Here is a 15,728-nt window from a genome sequence, read left to right as displayed (position 1 = left end):
CACGACGACGTGACCATCCTCGGCACCCGGCGGGAGACCGCCGAGAACGACGACCCGCGCGGCAACCGTCAGCACGACCGCGCTCCCTCCTCGCGCCTCGACCGCTTCTTCAGGATCACCGCGCGCGGCTCCACCACGGGCCGCGAGCTGCGCGGCGGACTGGTGACCTTCTTCGCGATGGCGTACATCGTCATCCTCAACCCGCTCATCCTCGGCGGGACGAGCGCCGAGAACGCCCCCGTCGACGTCGCGGGCGGGTGGCTCCAGACCGCCCAGGTCGGGGCCATGACCGGTCTCGCCGCCGGCTTCCTGACCATCCTGTTCGGCCTCGTCGCGAACCTGCCGTTCGCGCTCGCGGCGGGTCTCGGCATCAACTCGTTCCTCGCCGTCGCCGTGATCGGCGACGTCACGTGGCCGGAGGCGATGGGCCTCGTCCTCATCAACGGGCTGCTCATCGTCCTGCTGGCCGTCACCGGGGCGAGGTCGGCGATCTTCAACGCGGTGCCGCGCCAGCTCAAGGCCGCGATCACGGTCGGCATCGGCCTGTTCATCGCGTTCATCGGGTTCGTCGACTCGGGCTTCGTCACGCGCACGCCGGGCGGGCCCCCGGTCCAGCTCGGCGACGGCGGCTCGATCACGACCGTCCCGACGCTCGTGTTCGTCGTCGGCCTGCTGACCATGGGCGTCCTCGTGGCGCGCAAGGTCAAGGGCGGGCTGCTCATCGGCCTGGTCGCGACGACGATCGTCTCGGTCGTCGTCGAGGCGGTCCTGCACCTCGGTCCCGCCTCCGACGACAACCCGGGCGGGTGGCACCTGACCGTGCCGGAGCTCCCGGCCTCGCTCGCGTCCGTGCCGGACCTGAGCCTGTTCGGCCAGTTCTCGTTCGGTGCGTTCGACCGGATCGGCGCGCTCGCGGCGACGATGCTCGTGTTCACGCTGTTCTTCACGAACTTCTTCGACGCCATGGGCACGATGACGGGCCTCGCCAAGCAGGGCGGGCTCGCCGACGCGGACGGGAACTTCCCGCGCATCAAGTCGGCGCTCGTCGTCGAGGGCGTGGGCGCCGTCGTCGGCGGGGCGACCTCCTCGTCGTCCAACACGGTGTTCGTGGACTCCGCCGCGGGCGTCGGTGAGGGGGCGCGCACGGGCCTCGCGTCGGTCGTGACCGGTGGACTGTTCCTCGTCGCGATGTTCCTCACCCCGCTCACCGCCGTCGTCCCGATGGAGGTCGCGAGCGCGGTCCTCGTCGTCGTCGGCGCGATGATGATGCGCGAGATCAAGGAGATCGACTTCAGCGACTTCTCCGTCGCGCTGCCGGTCTTCCTCACTGTCGTCACCATGCCGCTCACGTACTCGATCGCGAACGGCATCGGCATCGGGTTCGTCACGTGGGTCCTGCTGCGCACCGCGTGCGGCAAGGCGCGCGAGGTGCACCCGCTGCTGTGGGTGGTCGCCGCAGGCTTCCTCGTGTACTTCGTGCGCGGACCGCTGACGGCGGTCGTCGGGGGCTGACGGACCGGGCCCGACGGGCCGCGCGGGTGACCGGTCGGTGACCGGTCACCCGCGCGCGGCGTCGGGCTCGCCCGCCGCCGCCCGCCGCCGGCGGCGCACCGCCAGCCCGGCGGCGACGGCAGCGACCGCGAGCACGGCGAGCGCCACGACGACGGCACCCGCCCCGGTCTCCGCCACGAACCGGACCACTGCGGACTGGGCCCGGACCGCGGCGTCGACCACCGGGTCCCCGGTCGCCGACCCGGCGAGGACCCGCAGCTCGTACCAGCCGTACCAGGCGACGTACGCGCCGGCGAGGACCAGCAGGACCCCCGACAGGCGGTAGACGACGGGTGCGGCGCGCCGCATCCGGCCGACGAGGCCGGCCGAGGCGGTCGCCGCCGCGAGCGCGAGCACGCCCACGACCGCTCCCATCCCGAGCGCGTACACCACGTACACCGCGAGCGCCGCGAGCGCGCCACCGGCGCTCATGGCACCGCCGGTCACGGCGAGGAAGGGCGCGATGGTGCAGCTGAGCGACGCGAGCGCGAACGTCACGCCGTACCCGACCTGGGACCACCAGGACCGGCGCGGGGCCCAGCCGTAGCGGCCGAGGGCAGCGATGCCGAGGCTGTGGCCGGTCAGGAGCCACGCACCCAGAGCCACCAGGGCGACGCCGACGGCGATCGTCAGCACGGGCAGCCAGCGCTCGATCCCGGTCGCGACGGTCGACAGCGCGAGGCCGAGCACGGCGAACACGGCCACGAACCCGGTCGTCATCGCCGCGGCGAACAGGGCACCGCGCCGGACCGCGGCGGCCGTCGAGCCCTCGCCCTCGGGCGGGCTCGCGACGAGCAGCGTGAGATAGGCGGGCAGGAGCGCGAACCCGCACGGGTTGAACGCGGCCACGGCCCCCGCCAGCAGTGCGACGGACAGGAGGACGGGATCCACGGGTCAGCCCTCGGCGAGCCGGTTCGCCTCGTCGGAGAGCTGGTCGTACCCCATCGCGCCCTGGACGCCCTCCCAGGTGCCGTCGGGCGAGACGAACACGTAGGACGGTTGGGACACGACACCGAAGTGGTTCCAGACGGTCCCGTCGTCGTCGACGAGGTGGGTGAACCCCTCCGTCCCCGTGGTGTCCACGAACTCCTGCATCGCGTCCGGCTCGCCCAGGCCCGGGACGCCCACGAACGTCACCTCGCCGTCCAGGTCGTCCGCGATCTCGGCCACGTCCGGGGCCTCGCCCCGGCACACCGTGCACCAGGGTGCCCAGAACCACAGGACGACGGGCTCGCCGGCCAGCGACGCGAGGTCGAGCTGCTCGCCGTCGAGCGTCGTGCCGGAGACCTGGAGCAGGTCGGGGTCGACGTCCGCGGGCTGCGCGTCGTCCTGCGCCGTCGTGTCGTCGGTCGCGGCGTCCTCGGGGTCCGACTCCTCGGGAGTCGCGGACGTGTCGGTCGCCGCGTCCCCGGCGCCGTCGCCCGTGTCGGACGTGCCGGAGGTGGCGCACGCACCCAAGGTCCCGGCGAGCAGCACGACCGCGGCGGCCAGGCGGGCGGTGCGGGACATGATGACTCCTTCGTCGGACGCGCCGCGCGGTCGCGCACGGTGCTCCCTCCAGTGTGCGCGCAGGGCCGGGCCCCGGGCGGTTCCGTGCACCTGACGGGTGCCTGACGCCGTCGACCACCGACTACCGTGTCCCCATGGCCACCACGCTCGACGAGCACCGCGCCGACGTCGAGGCGCTCCTGGCGCCGCTGGCGCGCCGGGAGGTCACCGGGCTGGCCGAGGCGGCGGGCCGCGTGCTCGCGGCCGACGTGGCGGCGCTCGCCCCGGTCCCGGCGTTCCGGAACGCGCAGATGGACGGCTTCGCGGTCCGCGCGGCGGACACGGCCGACGGCGCGACGCTCCGTGTGGTGGCGGAGGTCCCCGCGGGCGCGCGGGACGTCGCCGCGCTCGTCCCGGGGACCGCCGCGCGGATCATGACGGGAGCCCCGGTGCCCGACGGCGCGGACGCGGTCGTCCCCGTCGAGCGGACGTCGGTCGGGGCGTTCTCGGCCGGTGTGCGGCCACCGGAGGTCTCCTGCGAGCCGACCGTCGAGCCGGGGCAGCACGTGCGCGAGGCGGGCAGCGACGTCGGGGCGGGAGACGTCGTCGTCCCGGCCGGGAGCCTGCTGACTCCTACCCGCCTCGCGGCGTGTGCCGCGACCGGCGTGGGCCGGGTCGAGGTGTGGGCGCGACCGCACGTCGCCGTCGTGTCGACCGGTGCCGAGCTCGCCGTGCCGGGAGAGCCGCTCGCGCCCGGCCAGGTGTACGACGCGAACGCGACGGCCCTCGCGGCGGCCGTGGCCCTCGCCGGGGGTGAGCTCGTGGTGCAGGCCCGCACGGGCGACGAGCCGGGCGACCTCGAGCGGGTGCTCGCCGACGCCGCGGGTCGCGCGGACCTCGTCCTGACCTCCGGGGGCGTGAGCCAGGGGGCGTACGAGGTGGTCAAGGACGTGCTCGGCGAGCGCGGGGTGCGGTTCCGGTCCGTCGCGATGCAGCCGGGCGGCCCGCAGGGCTGGGGGACGTTCGCGGGCACGCCGCTCGTCGCGTTCCCGGGCAACCCGGTGAGCGCGCAGGTCTCCTTCGTCGTGCTCGTCCGCGACGCGCTGCGCCGCGCGGTCGGGCTGCCGCCCGCCCCGCGGGGTCGTCTGGCCCTGGCGGTGCCGGTCGCGTCACCGCCAGGGAGGCGTCAGCTGCTGCGCGGCGTGCGCGACGGCGCCCGGGTGCGTCCCGTGGGTGGCGCCGGGTCGCACCTCGTGGTGACGATGGCGCGGGCCGACGTGCTGATCGACGTCCCGCAGGACGTGACCGCCCTCGCGGAGGGCGACGAGGTGGAGGTGTGGGAGCTGTGAGCGGACCCGAGGACCTCGAGCGGGCGGAGGGCCACGCCGTGCGGGTCAGCCGCGTGACGACCGACGTGCTGGACGGTGCGGTGTCGCGGGCCGTGGAGGACGCCGTCGGCAGCCCCGGTTGCGGTGCGGTCGTGACGTTCCGCGGCGTCGTGCGGGACGTCGACGACCACCGCGGTGTGACCGGGCTCGACTACGAGGCGCACCCCGACGCGACCGCCGTGCTGCGGCGCTGCGTCGAGTCCGTGGCGGCCGAGACCGGGCTGCGGGTCGCCGCCGTGCACCGGTACGGGACGCTCGTCGTGGGAGACGTCGCGCTCGTCGCGGCGGCAGCCGCCGGCCACCGCCGCGAGGCGTTCGAGGCGTGCTCGCTGCTGGTCGAGCGCATCAAGGCCGAGGTGCCGATATGGAAGCGCCAGCACTTCACCGACGGGGTGTCGGAGTGGGTGGGCCTCTGAGCGCGGGGGATCAGCGGCGGTTGTCGAGCAGCAGGCCGATGCCGAGGCCGACGGCGGTGCCGAGGACCAGCCCGAACCAGCTGAGGGCCACGGTGCCGAGGACGGCGCCGACGGTGATGCCGATCACGGTCTTGGTGCCGACGGTCCACTGGGCGGACGCGGTGTCCTCGCGGTAGATCGGACGTGCCGACACCGTGTTGTCGGGGGCCTCGGAGGAGGTCGTCGCGGACGTGGGGGCAGGCTGGGCGGAGATCGTCGTCACGTGACCATGATAGGGTCCGCGCCGCTCGCTGACCTGGGAAAATGCATCATGGTGAGCGGGCTCACCCCGTGACGTGCGTGACACCGTCGAGGTGCCGCGACGTCGGGCGACCGTGTCGTGTCCGGTCCGCCGCCGACGAGAACGATGGTCATGGCCGCGACCCTGGCGGAGCGTCAGCCGCCGATCGCGCCCATGCTGCGCGCGGTCGGCGCGAACGCGTCCGGCGAGACCGGGGAGTCGCTGCCGTGCGCGAGCGGCTTGGCCCACATCGCGCCCTGCCACGCCACCATGATCGCGTCGTCGCGCTCGTCCTCGGTCAGGTCGGTGGAGCGCAGGATCGCGCGCAGGTCGGTCTCGTCGTCGCCGAACAGGCACGAGCGGACCGTGCCCTCCGCGGTGAGGCGCGTGCGGTCGCAGTCGCCGCAGAACGAGCGCGTGACGGACGCGATGATGCCGACGGTCTGCGGGCCGCCGTCGACCAGCCACTCCTCGGCCGGCGCGGACGGGTCGTCGCGCCCCACCTCGACGAGGTCGAAGCGCTCGCCGAGGACCCCCAGCAGGTCCGCGGCGGAGACCAGGTCGTCGCGCGTCCAGTGCCCGTCCGCGTCGAGCGGCATCTGCTCGATGAATCGCGGGTGGCACCCGTGCTCGACGGCCCAGGCGAGCAGGTCCGCAGCGCCCGCGAGGGTCTCGGGCATGAGGACGGCGTTGAGCTTGACGGGCGCGAGCCCTGCGGCGAGCGCGCCCCGGACCCCGCGCAGCACGTCGGGCAGCCGGTCGCGGCGCGTGAGGCGCGCGAAGTCGTCGCGGTCCACGGAGTCGAGCGAGATGTTCACGCGGTCGAGGCCCGCAGCGACGAGCTCCTGGACCCGCTTGTCGAGCCCGATCGCGTTGGTCGTCATGGAGATCGACACGTCCGGCGCCGCGGCGCGCGACTGGCGCAGGATCTCGGCGAGGTCGCGCCGCACGAGGGGCTCGCCGCCGGTGAAGCGCACGTCGGTGATCCCGAGCCGGCCGACGGCGACGGACACGAGCCGTGCGATCTCGGCGGGTGCGAGGAGGTCGTCGCGAGCGATCGCGGGCAGTCCCTCGGCAGGCATGCAGTACGTGCAGCGCAGCGTGCACTTCTCGGTGATCGAGATCCGCAGGTCGCGCGCGACCCGTCCGAACCGGTCCACGAGCGCGTCGGTCCCCGGGCGGTCGGCGGGGAGCGGACCGGCGCCCGACGGCGTGCCGGTGCGCATCCTGGGCATCGGGAGAACGACTGCGGCCATGCGTCGATCGTAGACACCTCTCGTGACGCGCGTGTGACGACGTGCTAGCGTGAAACCCGCCAGACGGAATCAAGATTCCATCTGGCGGAAGTCCAACGGCGGAATCAAGCCCTGTGTTTCCACCGCGTCACGGCTGACGCGGACCCGGACACGCAGGGGACTCACCGCAAGGGTTCACTGGAAGGACGTCGGTTCGCCGGCACCCTGGCGGAAGCGAGACCACGATGCTCCACATCGTCGACAGCCTCGCCCCGTGGCTCGGCCCGGGGCAGGTCCCGTTCGCCGTCGCGACCGTGGTCGCGGCGTCGGGCTCCGTGCCGCGCCCCGTGGGCACGGCGATGGCGGTGCGCGCCGACGGCGCCGTGATCGGCACCGTGTCCGGCGGCTGCGTCGAGGCCGCGGTGCACGCGGTCGCGCTCGACGCGATCGCCACGGGCGAGTGCCACCGCGAGACGTTCGGATACAGCGACGACGACGCGTTCGCCGTCGGGCTCAGCTGTGGTGGCACGCTCGACGTGCACGTCCAGCCGGTCCTCCCCGACGACGACGCCGCCCGCGTCCTCGCGTCGCTCCGGTCGGGCAACGGTCCGGTCGCGCTCGTGCGACGCATCGACGGGGCCCGGCGGACCGCCGTGGTGCTCGAGGACCCGGCGACGACCGACGCGCCGTCGGTCGCCCGCCTGCTCGCGGACCTCGTCGGTCCGGACGCCCTCGACACCGCCACGACGCAGGTCCGCGCGGTGCTCCGCACGGGCGGGACGGCGACCGTCCACGCCGCGCACCGGGGACCCGGCGCACGGCACGGCGTGCCGGGGGACGCGTGCGACGACGAGACCGAGCCGGTCACCCTGCTCGTCGAGACCCGGCTGCCTCCGCCGAGGTTCCTCGTGTGCGGGGCCAACGACTTCGCCGCCGCGCTCGTGCGCGCCGTCGGGCTGCTGGGATTCCGCACGACGCTCGTCGACGCGCGCGAGGTGTTCGCCGACCCGCGCCGCTTCCCGGGCGCGGACGAGGTCGTGGTCGAGTGGCCCGACCGCTACCTCGCCGCCGAGGTCGACGCGGGGAGGGTCGACGAGCGCACCGCCGTCGCCGTCCTGACGCACGACGCGAAGTTCGACGTCCCGCTCCTGCGCCTCGCGCTCGGCCTGCCGCTCGCGTACGTCGGGGCGATGGGGTCGCGGCGCTCGCACGAGCAGCGGGTGCACGCCCTGCGCGCCGAGGGCGTGGGCGAGGCCGGGCTGGCGCGCCTGCGCTCACCCGTCGGACTCGACCTCGGCGCCGTCACGCCCGAGGAGGTCGCCGTCGCCGTCGCCGCGGAGGTCGTCGCGACGCGGCACGGACGGGCCGGCGCCGCGGCGCTGCGACCGCTCAGCAGGACCGACGGCCCGCTGCACGCCCCGCCCACCGTCCCCCACCCGCCCGAGGAGGCCCGCTGATGGACATGAACACGGTCACGGACCTGGTCCCCACCGCCGACCCCGCCGACTGGCGCGAGGGTGACGCGTGGCTCGCGGGCGGCACGGTGCTGTTCTCCTACGGCAGCCAGACCCTGCGGCGCCTGCTCGACCTGACCGCCGCGGGCTGGCCCTCGCTGACGGTGAGCGACGACGGCCTCGAGATCGCCGCGACGTGCACGGTCGCCGAGCTGTACGCGTTCGAGGACTCGGCCGCCGCGGCGCCGGTCCGCGAGGCCTGGACCGCGCTCGACCTGGTCCGCCCGTCCTGCGACGCGTTCGTCGCGTCCTTCAAGATCTGGAACTCCTCGACCGTCGGCGGCAACGTCTGCACGTCGCTGCCGGCCGGGCCGATGACGTCCCTGACGGCTGCGCTCGACGGCGTGGCGGAGGTCTGGGGACCCGGCGGCTCGCGCCGTTCGCAGCCGGTCGCGGAGCTCGTGACGGGGGACATGCGCAACACCCTCGCGCCGGGCGAGCTGCTGCGGGCGATCCGGGTGCCGGCGCGGGCGCTGCGCTCGCGCACCGCGTTCCGGCGGCTGTCGCTGTCCAACCTGGGCCGGTCGGGCGTCCTGCTGATCGGTCGCGTCGACCCGCCCGGGGGTTCCGGGCCCGACGCCGGCGGGGGGCTCGTCCTGACCGTGACCGCCGCGACGCGCCGGCCCGTCCAGCTGCGCTTCGCGGCAGACGCGTTCCCGGCGGGCGCGGACCTGGCCGACGCGCTCGACGCCGCGATCGACGGCGACCTGTGGCACGACGACATCCACGGTCTGCCCGCGTGGCGCCGGGACATGACCTACCGCCTCGCCGAGGAGATCCGCGCCGAGCTCGCGAGACCTGCCGCCGGGCCCAGCACGGACGGAGACGACCGATGACCACGGACCGACACCTGGACGAGGCCCGGCCCCTCGTCGTCGACGGCAGGACCGTCACCGACGAGCCGCGCGCCGGCCAGTGCCTGCGCACGTTCCTGCGCGAGCAGGGCGCCCTCGGCGTCAAGAAGGGCTGCGACGGCGGCGACTGCGGCGCGTGCACGGTGCACGTCGACGGCGTGCCCGTGCACTCGTGCCTCTACCCGGCGCGGCGCGCCGCGGGGCACGAGGTCACCACGATCGCCGGGCTCGCGGCCACCTCCCACGAGCAGGGAACGGCGGACGACGAGCTGCACCCCGTCCAGCAGCAGTTCCTCGACGCGCAGGGGTTCCAGTGCGGGTTCTGCACCGCCGGGATGATCATGACGGCCGCGACCTTCGACGACGCGCAGCGCGAGGACCTGCCGCGCAACCTCAAGGGCAACCTGTGCCGCTGCACGGGCTACCGCGCGATCGGTGCGGCCGTGCTCGACGGCGCGGGCTGCGGTCGCGAGCACGCGGCGGGTGCCGTGCCGTGCGACCACGCGCACGACGGCGGGACTGCGTCCGAGCACGCGGCCGACTCGGCCGTCCGGGGGTTCGGTACCGACGTGCCCGCACCAGCCGGGCACGGGGTCGTGACCGGGGCCGTGCGGTACACGCTCGACGTCGACCCGGCCGACTACCCCGGACTGCTGCACCTGAAGCTCGTGCGCTCGCCGCACGCGCACGCACGCGTCGTGGCGATCGACACGAGCGCGGCGCTCGCGGTCCCGGGCGTGCAGGCCGTGCTCACCCATGCCGACGCTCCGAGCATCCGGTTCTCGACCGCCCAGCACGAGCTGTTCACCGACGACCCGGACGACACGCGCCTCCTCGACGACGTCGTGCGGTTCGTCGGGCAGCGTGTCGCGGCGGTCGTCGCCGACACCGTGGCCGCCGCGGAGGAGGGCGTACGCCGGGTCCGGGTCACGTACGAGGAGCTGCCCGCCGTCGTCGACCCCGAGGAGGCGATGACCCCGGGTGCTGCGCTCGTCCACCCCGACCTGGACGCGACGGCCGCGCGTGTGTCACGACCCGAGGCGAACGTCGTCGCCGAGGTGCACAGCGAGCTCGGCGACGTCGAGCGGGGGCTCGCGGAGGCCGACGTCGTGCACGAGGCGACCTACCGCACCCAGCGCGTGCAGCACGCCGCGCTCGAGACGCACTGCTCGATCGCGTCGCTGGACGACGACGGGCGGCTCGTCGTGCGCTCGTCCACCCAGGTGCCCTACCTGGCGCGCCGCCACCTCGCGCGCGTCCTCGACCTCGACCCGGAACGGGTGCGCGTGTACTGCGAGCGCGTGGGCGGCGGTTTCGGCGGCAAGCAGGAGGTCCTCACGGAGGACGTCGTGAGCCTGGCGACGCTCGCCCTGCAGCGCCCCGTCCAGCTCGAGCTCACGCGCAGCGAGCAGTTCACCGCGACGACGACGCGCCACCCGTTCCGCATCCGGGTGCGCGCCGGCGCGCGACGGGACGGCACGCTCACCGCCCTGCACCTGGACGTCCTGACCAACACCGGGGCCTACGGCAACCACGGCCCGGGCGTCATGTTCCACGGGTGCGGCGAGTCGCTCGCGGTCTACCGGTGCGAGAACAAGAAGGTCGACGCCCACAGCGTCTACACGAACACCGTGCCCGCGGGGGCGTTCCGTGGCTACGGGCTGTCGCAGATGATCTTCGCGGTCGAGTCCGCGGTCGACGAGCTCGCGCGCCAGATCGGCATGGACCCGCACGAGCTGCGGCGGCGCAACGTCGTGCGCGAGGGCGACCCGATGCTCTCGACCCACCCCACGCCCGAGGTGGACGTCCTCTACGGCAGCTACGGCCTCGACCAGTGCCTCGACCTCGCCGCCGACGCGCTCGCGCGCGGCCGGGCGCGCGACGTCGCGACCTACGGCGAGGGCGCGGACGGGCTGCCGGACGTCGGCGACGAGTGGGGCGTCGGCGAGGGGACCGCCCTGTCGATGATCGACACCGTCCCGCCGCGCGGGCACTACTCGCACGCACGCGTGCGGGTGCGCGCGGACGGCACCGTGGTGGCCGAGGTCGGCACGGCCGAGTTCGGCAACGGCACGACGACGGTCCATGCCCAGCTCGTCGCGAGCGCGCTCGGCCAGGACGCGGGCGACGTCGTCGTGCGCCAGTCGGACACCGACCTCGTCGAGCACGACACGGGCGCCTTCGGGTCGACGGGAACCGTCGTCGCCGGCAAGGCCTCGCTCGCGGCCGCGAGCGAGCTCGCCGAGACCGTGCTCAAGGTCGCGGCCGGCATGCCGGAGGCGGACGGCGCGGCGCCGGGGGACTGCCGGCTCGTGCCGGGCGGGGTCGACTGCGCAGGCACGGTCGTCGCCCTGCCCGACGTCGCGCGCGCCGCCACCGCGGCCGGGATCGAGCTCGTCGCCGAGGGGCGCTGGGGCGGCACGCCCCGGTCCGTCGCGTTCAACGTGCACGGGTTCCGCGTCGCGGTCCATCGCGGGACGGGCGAGATCCGCATCCTGCAGTCCGTCCAGGCCGCCGACGCCGGCGAGGTCGTCAACCCGCGGCAGTGCCGCGGGCAGATCGAGGGCGGCATCGCGCAGGCGCTCGGCGCAGCGCTCTACGAGAACGTCGTGGTGGACGACGCCGGCCGAGTGACGACCGACATCTTCCGTCAGTACCACCTGCCCACGTTCGCCGACGTACCCCGCAGCGAGGTCTACTTCGCGCGGACCAGCGACACGACGGGGCCGATGGGGGCCAAGTCGATGAGCGAGAGCCCGTTCAACCCGGTCGCCCCGGCGCTCGCGAACGCGATCCGCGCCGCGACCGGCGTCCGGTTCGCGGAGCTGCCGCTCGCGCGGGACCTGGTCTACCTGGGGATGAAGGCTGCCGGCGTCTGCGCCTCGTGAGCGCCGGCACGCCGCCGGACGGTCGACCTGGCTCCGGTGGTCAGGAGCGGAGCTCCGGTCAGGACAGGAGGTCGAGGTCCGACTCCGTGTCGAGGTCGCGGCCGTCGCCGGGGTGCTCGACGACGTCGATCAGGTCGGCGTGCTCGCGCAGGAACTCACGCGCGCCCCGGTCGCCGCGCGCGCTCGCGGCGGCCGGCCCCGCGAGCGCGGCGTCGAGGACGAGGGGGTGCGCCCAGCGCGTCGTGCCGGTCCCGTCCGGACCGGTGGTGCCGGCGGACGGAACATCCGACCACCGGGACACGGCCACACGCTCGGGCCGGTGGGCGGCGAGGAGGCGCGCGACGTCGTCGGGCACCGTGCCGGGCTGGTCGACGTGGGACACGACGACCCGTGCCGCGCCGAGCCCCAGCGCCGCGTCCGTGCCCGCACGCAGCGAGGACGCCATGCCGGACGCCCAGTCGTCGTTGACCACGACCTGCACACCGGGCCGGTCGAGCGCCGCCTCGGCCACGACCCGTGCCGCCTCGGCCCCGAGGACGACGACCACGGTGTCGCACCCGCCGTCGAGGAGCACGTCGACGGCGTGGTCCACGAGCGAGCGACCACGACGTGGGAGCAGCGCCTTGGGACCGCGGCCGAGCCGCGTGCCCGCACCTGCGGCGAGCAGCACCGCGACGCTCGTCCCGGGGCCGGTCGACATGGGGACAGCCTAGACGCGCGCCGATCGGCCACCCGGTGAACTTTGCCGTTCGTTGACGCAACTTCCCCCGGTGCATGCCGCTGCCACTATGCTGCCCCGGGGGACGCTCGTCGTCCCCGTCTCCGTCCGTGACCGCGGACGCACCCACGCGAAGGAGTCCCGGATGAGCTTCATGGACAAGCTGCGCGGCCAGCTGATCGACATCATCGAGTTCCTCGACGACAGCCGGGACACGATCGTGTGGCGCTTCCCCCGGCAGGGGAACGAGATCAAGAACGAGGCCCGGCTCGTGGTGCGCGAGGGCCAGACGGCCGTGTTCGTCAACGAGGGCCTGCTCGCCGACGTGTTCGAGCCGGGCACGTACACGCTCGAGACCAAGAACCTCCCGGTCCTCTCGACGCTCAAGGGCTGGAAGTACGGGTTCAGCTCGCCGTTCAAGGCCGAGGTGTACTTCGTCTCCACGCGCCAGTTCACCGACTTCACGTGGGGCACGCAGAACCCGGTGATGCTGCGCGATCCCGAGCTCGGTGCCGTGCGCCTGCGCGGGTTCGGCACGTACGCGCTCCAGGTCGTCGACCCGCCCGCCCTGCTGCGCCAGCTCGTCGGCACCGACCCGCAGTTCCGCACCGAGGAGATCGGCGACTACCTGCGGCGCACGATCGTGGGTCAGCTCGGCCCGGCGCTCGCCGAGGCCGGCGTCGCGGCGATCGACCTCGCCGCGAACCAGCGCGAGATCTCCCAGCGCCTCGCGGGACAGCTCACCGAGGACCTCCACGAGTACGGCGTCGCGGTGCCGCGGTTCGTCATCGAGAACGTGTCGTTCCCGCCCGAGGTGGAGGCGGCGCTCGACAAGCGCACGCAGATGGGCCTCGTCGGGAACCTCGACGCCTACACGAAGTTCCAGTCGGCCGACGCGATCGAGACCGCCGCCGCCAACCCGGGCGGCGCGGGCGAAGGCCTCGGCCTCGGCATGGGCATGGCGATGGGCCAGCAGATGGCGCGGTCGCTGGGGGAGCCGGCGGCTCCGGCACCGGCCTCCACCCCTGCTCCCGCCCCCGCCCAGAGCACTCCGGGCGGTCCACCGCCGCTTCCGGCCCAGGCTGCGCCGTGGTTCTGGGCGAACGGCGGGGCGCAGTCGGGGCCGGCGCCCGTCGAGGACCTCGCTACCCGCACCGCGAGCGGGGAGATCACGCGCGACACGCTCGTCTGGCAGCAGGGCATGAGCGGCTGGGAACCCGCGGGCCAGGTCGCGGTGCTCGCGCACCTGTTCGTGGCGTCGCCGCCGCCGCTGCCGCCGACCGCGGCCGGGGAGGATGCGTGAGCGAGCTGCTGAGCACGCGCTGCGACGCGTGCGGGTCGCAGATGACGTACGCGCCCGGCACGGGCGCGCTCGAGTGCGTCGCGTGCCGCTCACGCATCGAGATCGCCCACGCGCCCCACGAGCGGGTCGACGAGCACTCGTACGACACCTGGCTCGCGACGGGCGCCACGGCCCCCGTCGCCTCGGTCCCGTTGCACGAGCTGACGTGCGACGGCTGCGGCGCGACGACGGCGAGCAGCTACCTGTCCGACCACTGCCAGTTCTGCGGCGGCCACCTGGTCGCGGCCGCGGTCGCCACGGGCGTCCTCCCGCCCGAGGCCGTCCTCCCGTTCGCCGTGCCGGGGCCCGCGGCCCGTGACGAGTTCCGTCGCTGGGTGCGCTCGCGCTGGTTCGCGCCGAACGCGCTCAAGCACGTGGGCGACACCGAGGCGCTGCGCGGGACGTACGTGCCGCACTGGACGTTCGACGCGCAGACCACGTCGGAGTACTCGGGCCAGCGCGGGGACGCGTACTACGTCACCGTCGGCAGCGGGGACAACGAGAGGCGCGAGCGCCGGGTGCGATGGCGCCCGGCGTGGGGCACGGTCGCGCGCTCGTTCGACGACGTGCTCGTACCGGCGTTCACGCAGCTCCCCGAGAAGTTCGAGAAGGTGGGGCCGTGGGACCTGGGTGCCGCGGTGCCGTACCGCCCCGAGTACCTGGCCGGGTACTCGACCGCGCGCTACGACGTCGACCCGCCCGTCGGGCTCGACCGCGCGAAGGGGACGATGGAGTCCGTGATCCGCTCGGACGTCACGTCGGACATCGGCGGTGACGAGCAGCGCATCCACCGGATCGACACCGCCTACATGGCGGTGATGTTCAAGCTCGTGCTGCTCCCGCTGTGGCTCGCGACCTACGTGTACGCGGGGCGGCAGTGGCAGGTCATGGTCAACGCCAACACGGGCGAGGTCGTGGGCAACCGGCCGTACAGCCCGTGGAAGATCACGGGGGCGGTGCTCGCCGGGCTGGTGATCGTCGCGGCCGTGATCGTGCTGTACCAGCTCCTGGCATAGGGACGGGAATTCCTGCCTGACGCGGTTAGTTGAAGATGAAACTACCCGTGACGAGAGGTCCTGCCGTGAACCCACTGCCCGCACCCGCCACCCGGCCGAGCGACGACCTGCTCGCTCCGGCGACGCGCATGGCCGCCGTGACCCTGCGCGTACGCGACCTGGACCTCATGACGCGCTACTACCGCGACGCGCTGTCGCTCGCGGTCCTGCCGGCGCCCGCCACGCTCGAGCTGCCCGACGGCGTCCACGCCGCCGAGACGGTCGTCCTGGGCCGCGGCCCGACCCCGCTCGTCGTCCTGCACCGCACCCCGGACCTGCCGATCGCGGGCCGTGGCGAGGCGGGCCTGTTCCACACCGCCGTGCTGTTCGACGACGAGGTCGGGCTCGCCCACGCGCTCGCCTCGGTCGCGACGACCGCGCCGAGCACGTTCGTCGGCAGCGCGGACCATCTCGTCTCGCAGGCGTTCTACTTCACGGACCCGGAGGGGAACGGGGTCGAGCTGTACGCCGACCGGCCGCGCGAGACGTGGTCGTGGGGCGCGGACGGCGTGCGCATGGACACGACGTTCCTCGACCCGGACGGCTTCCTCTCGGAGCACCTCAGCGACGCGTCGCGCGATCTCCTGGCCGGAGACCGCAGCACGGTGGGGGAGACCGGTGCGGGTGGTGCCGACGGGTCGGCGGTCGTGGGGCACGTGCACCTGCAGGTGGGGGACGTCGCGGGTGCGCGCGCGTTCTACGTCGGCACGCTCGGCTTCGAGGAGACCGCCGCGGTGCCGGGCGCGCTGTTCGTGTCCGCCGGCGGCTACCACCACCACATGGCGATGAACTCGTGGAACAGCCGGGGTGCGGGCCCGCGGGCGTCGACGCTCGGGCTGGGCACGGTCGCGATCACGGTCCCGACCGCGGACGACGTCTCCGCCCTGCGCGAGCGGCTCGTGCGGTCCGCGACGGCGGTGCAGGACGACGGCGCGACGCTCCGGTTCGACGACCCGTGGCGCAACCGGGTCGAGGTGCGGGCCGAGCGCTGAGGCTCGG

At 74.4% G+C, this 15,728-nt stretch carries 14 protein-coding genes; 9 read left to right on the top strand and 5 right to left on the bottom strand.

All coding sequences use genetic code 11. The features are described 5' to 3' along the window. Positions 1–9 precede the first annotated feature (9 nt). Entirely contained in the window at positions 10–1,512 is a 1,503-nt protein-coding gene (locus tag IF651_RS03880; RefSeq protein WP_338403758.1) for an NCS2 family permease, read from the top strand. Between the two features lie 45 nt (positions 1,513–1,557). Here the strand turns inward: IF651_RS03880 and IF651_RS03875 are convergent, their stop codons facing one another. Continuing rightward, positions 1,558–2,442 (bottom strand): cytochrome c biogenesis protein CcdA, encoded by an 885-nt coding sequence (locus tag IF651_RS03875; RefSeq protein WP_191827762.1) that lies wholly within the window; start codon positions 2,440–2,442, stop codon positions 1,558–1,560. Positions 2,443–2,445: 3 nt separating this feature from the next. After that, the gene (locus tag IF651_RS03870; protein ID WP_191827761.1) at positions 2,446–3,060 is read right to left on the bottom strand and encodes a redoxin domain-containing protein; all 615 of its coding nucleotides are present in this window, start codon (positions 3,058–3,060) and stop codon (positions 2,446–2,448) included. Positions 3,061–3,194: 134 nt separating this feature from the next. Between IF651_RS03870 and IF651_RS03865 the strand changes: the two genes are divergently transcribed. Both IF651_RS03865 and IF651_RS03860 read left to right on the top strand, forming a co-directional pair. Beyond that, a complete protein-coding gene (locus tag IF651_RS03865; RefSeq protein WP_191827760.1) occupies positions 3,195–4,388 on the top strand; it encodes a molybdopterin molybdotransferase MoeA in 1,194 nt (397 codons plus the stop codon). After that, entirely contained in the window at positions 4,385–4,843 is a 459-nt protein-coding gene (locus IF651_RS03860) for a molybdenum cofactor biosynthesis protein MoaE (RefSeq protein ID WP_338403757.1), read from the top strand. The genes IF651_RS03865 and IF651_RS03860 overlap by 4 nt, the downstream gene beginning before the upstream one ends. Positions 4,844–4,853: 10 nt before the next feature. On the opposite strand, the gene IF651_RS03855 is transcribed toward IF651_RS03860, so the two are convergent. Together IF651_RS03855 and moaA are read right to left on the bottom strand one after the other, a co-directional pair. Next, positions 4,854–5,105: a hypothetical protein gene (locus IF651_RS03855; RefSeq protein WP_191827759.1), complete on the bottom strand. Its 252-nt coding sequence runs from the start codon at positions 5,103–5,105 to the stop codon at positions 4,854–4,856. A gap of 173 nt (positions 5,106–5,278) precedes the next feature. Next, entirely contained in the window at positions 5,279–6,379 is a 1,101-nt protein-coding gene (moaA, locus tag IF651_RS03850) for a GTP 3',8-cyclase MoaA (RefSeq protein ID WP_191827758.1), read from the bottom strand. Between the two features lie 224 nt (positions 6,380–6,603). Here moaA and IF651_RS03845 point away from each other — a divergent pair, with 224 nt between their 5' ends. The 3 genes from IF651_RS03845 to IF651_RS03835 are packed head-to-tail and all read left to right on the top strand — an operon-like array spanning position 6,604 to position 11,614. Then, positions 6,604–7,815: an XdhC family protein gene (locus IF651_RS03845; protein ID WP_191827757.1), complete on the top strand. Its 1,212-nt coding sequence runs from the start codon at positions 6,604–6,606 to the stop codon at positions 7,813–7,815. After that, entirely contained in the window at positions 7,815–8,708 is an 894-nt protein-coding gene (locus tag IF651_RS03840; RefSeq protein WP_191827756.1) for an FAD binding domain-containing protein, read from the top strand. The genes IF651_RS03845 and IF651_RS03840 overlap by 1 nt, the downstream gene beginning before the upstream one ends. Next, entirely contained in the window at positions 8,705–11,614 is a 2,910-nt protein-coding gene (locus IF651_RS03835) for a molybdopterin-dependent oxidoreductase (protein WP_191827755.1), read from the top strand. The genes IF651_RS03840 and IF651_RS03835 overlap by 4 nt, the downstream gene beginning before the upstream one ends. Before the next feature lie 58 nt (positions 11,615–11,672). On the opposite strand, the gene IF651_RS03830 is transcribed toward IF651_RS03835, so the two are convergent. Next, positions 11,673–12,314: a nucleotidyltransferase family protein gene (locus IF651_RS03830; protein WP_191827754.1), complete on the bottom strand. Its 642-nt coding sequence runs from the start codon at positions 12,312–12,314 to the stop codon at positions 11,673–11,675. A 163-nt stretch (positions 12,315–12,477) separates the two neighbouring features. Here IF651_RS03830 and IF651_RS03825 point away from each other — a divergent pair, with 163 nt between their 5' ends. The 3 genes from IF651_RS03825 (at position 12,478) to IF651_RS03815 (ending at position 15,721) form a co-directional block, all read left to right on the top strand. Next, positions 12,478–13,635, top strand: coding sequence for an SPFH domain-containing protein (locus IF651_RS03825; protein ID WP_191827753.1), 1,158 nt, complete (start codon positions 12,478–12,480; stop codon positions 13,633–13,635). Further along, positions 13,632–14,690 (top strand): hypothetical protein, encoded by a 1,059-nt coding sequence (locus IF651_RS03820; RefSeq protein WP_191827752.1) that lies wholly within the window; start codon positions 13,632–13,634, stop codon positions 14,688–14,690. The genes IF651_RS03825 and IF651_RS03820 overlap by 4 nt, the downstream gene beginning before the upstream one ends. Positions 14,691–14,818: 128 nt before the next feature. Further along, positions 14,819–15,721: a VOC family protein gene (locus tag IF651_RS03815; RefSeq protein ID WP_191827914.1), complete on the top strand. Its 903-nt coding sequence runs from the start codon at positions 14,819–14,821 to the stop codon at positions 15,719–15,721. Positions 15,722–15,728: the final 7 nt, after the last annotated feature.

The sequence above is a fragment of the Cellulosimicrobium arenosum genome, from assembly GCF_014837295.1.
Taxonomy (GTDB): Bacteria; Actinomycetota; Actinomycetes; order Actinomycetales; family Cellulomonadaceae; genus Cellulosimicrobium; species Cellulosimicrobium arenosum.
This window is presented reverse-complemented; position numbering and strand designations above follow the sequence as displayed.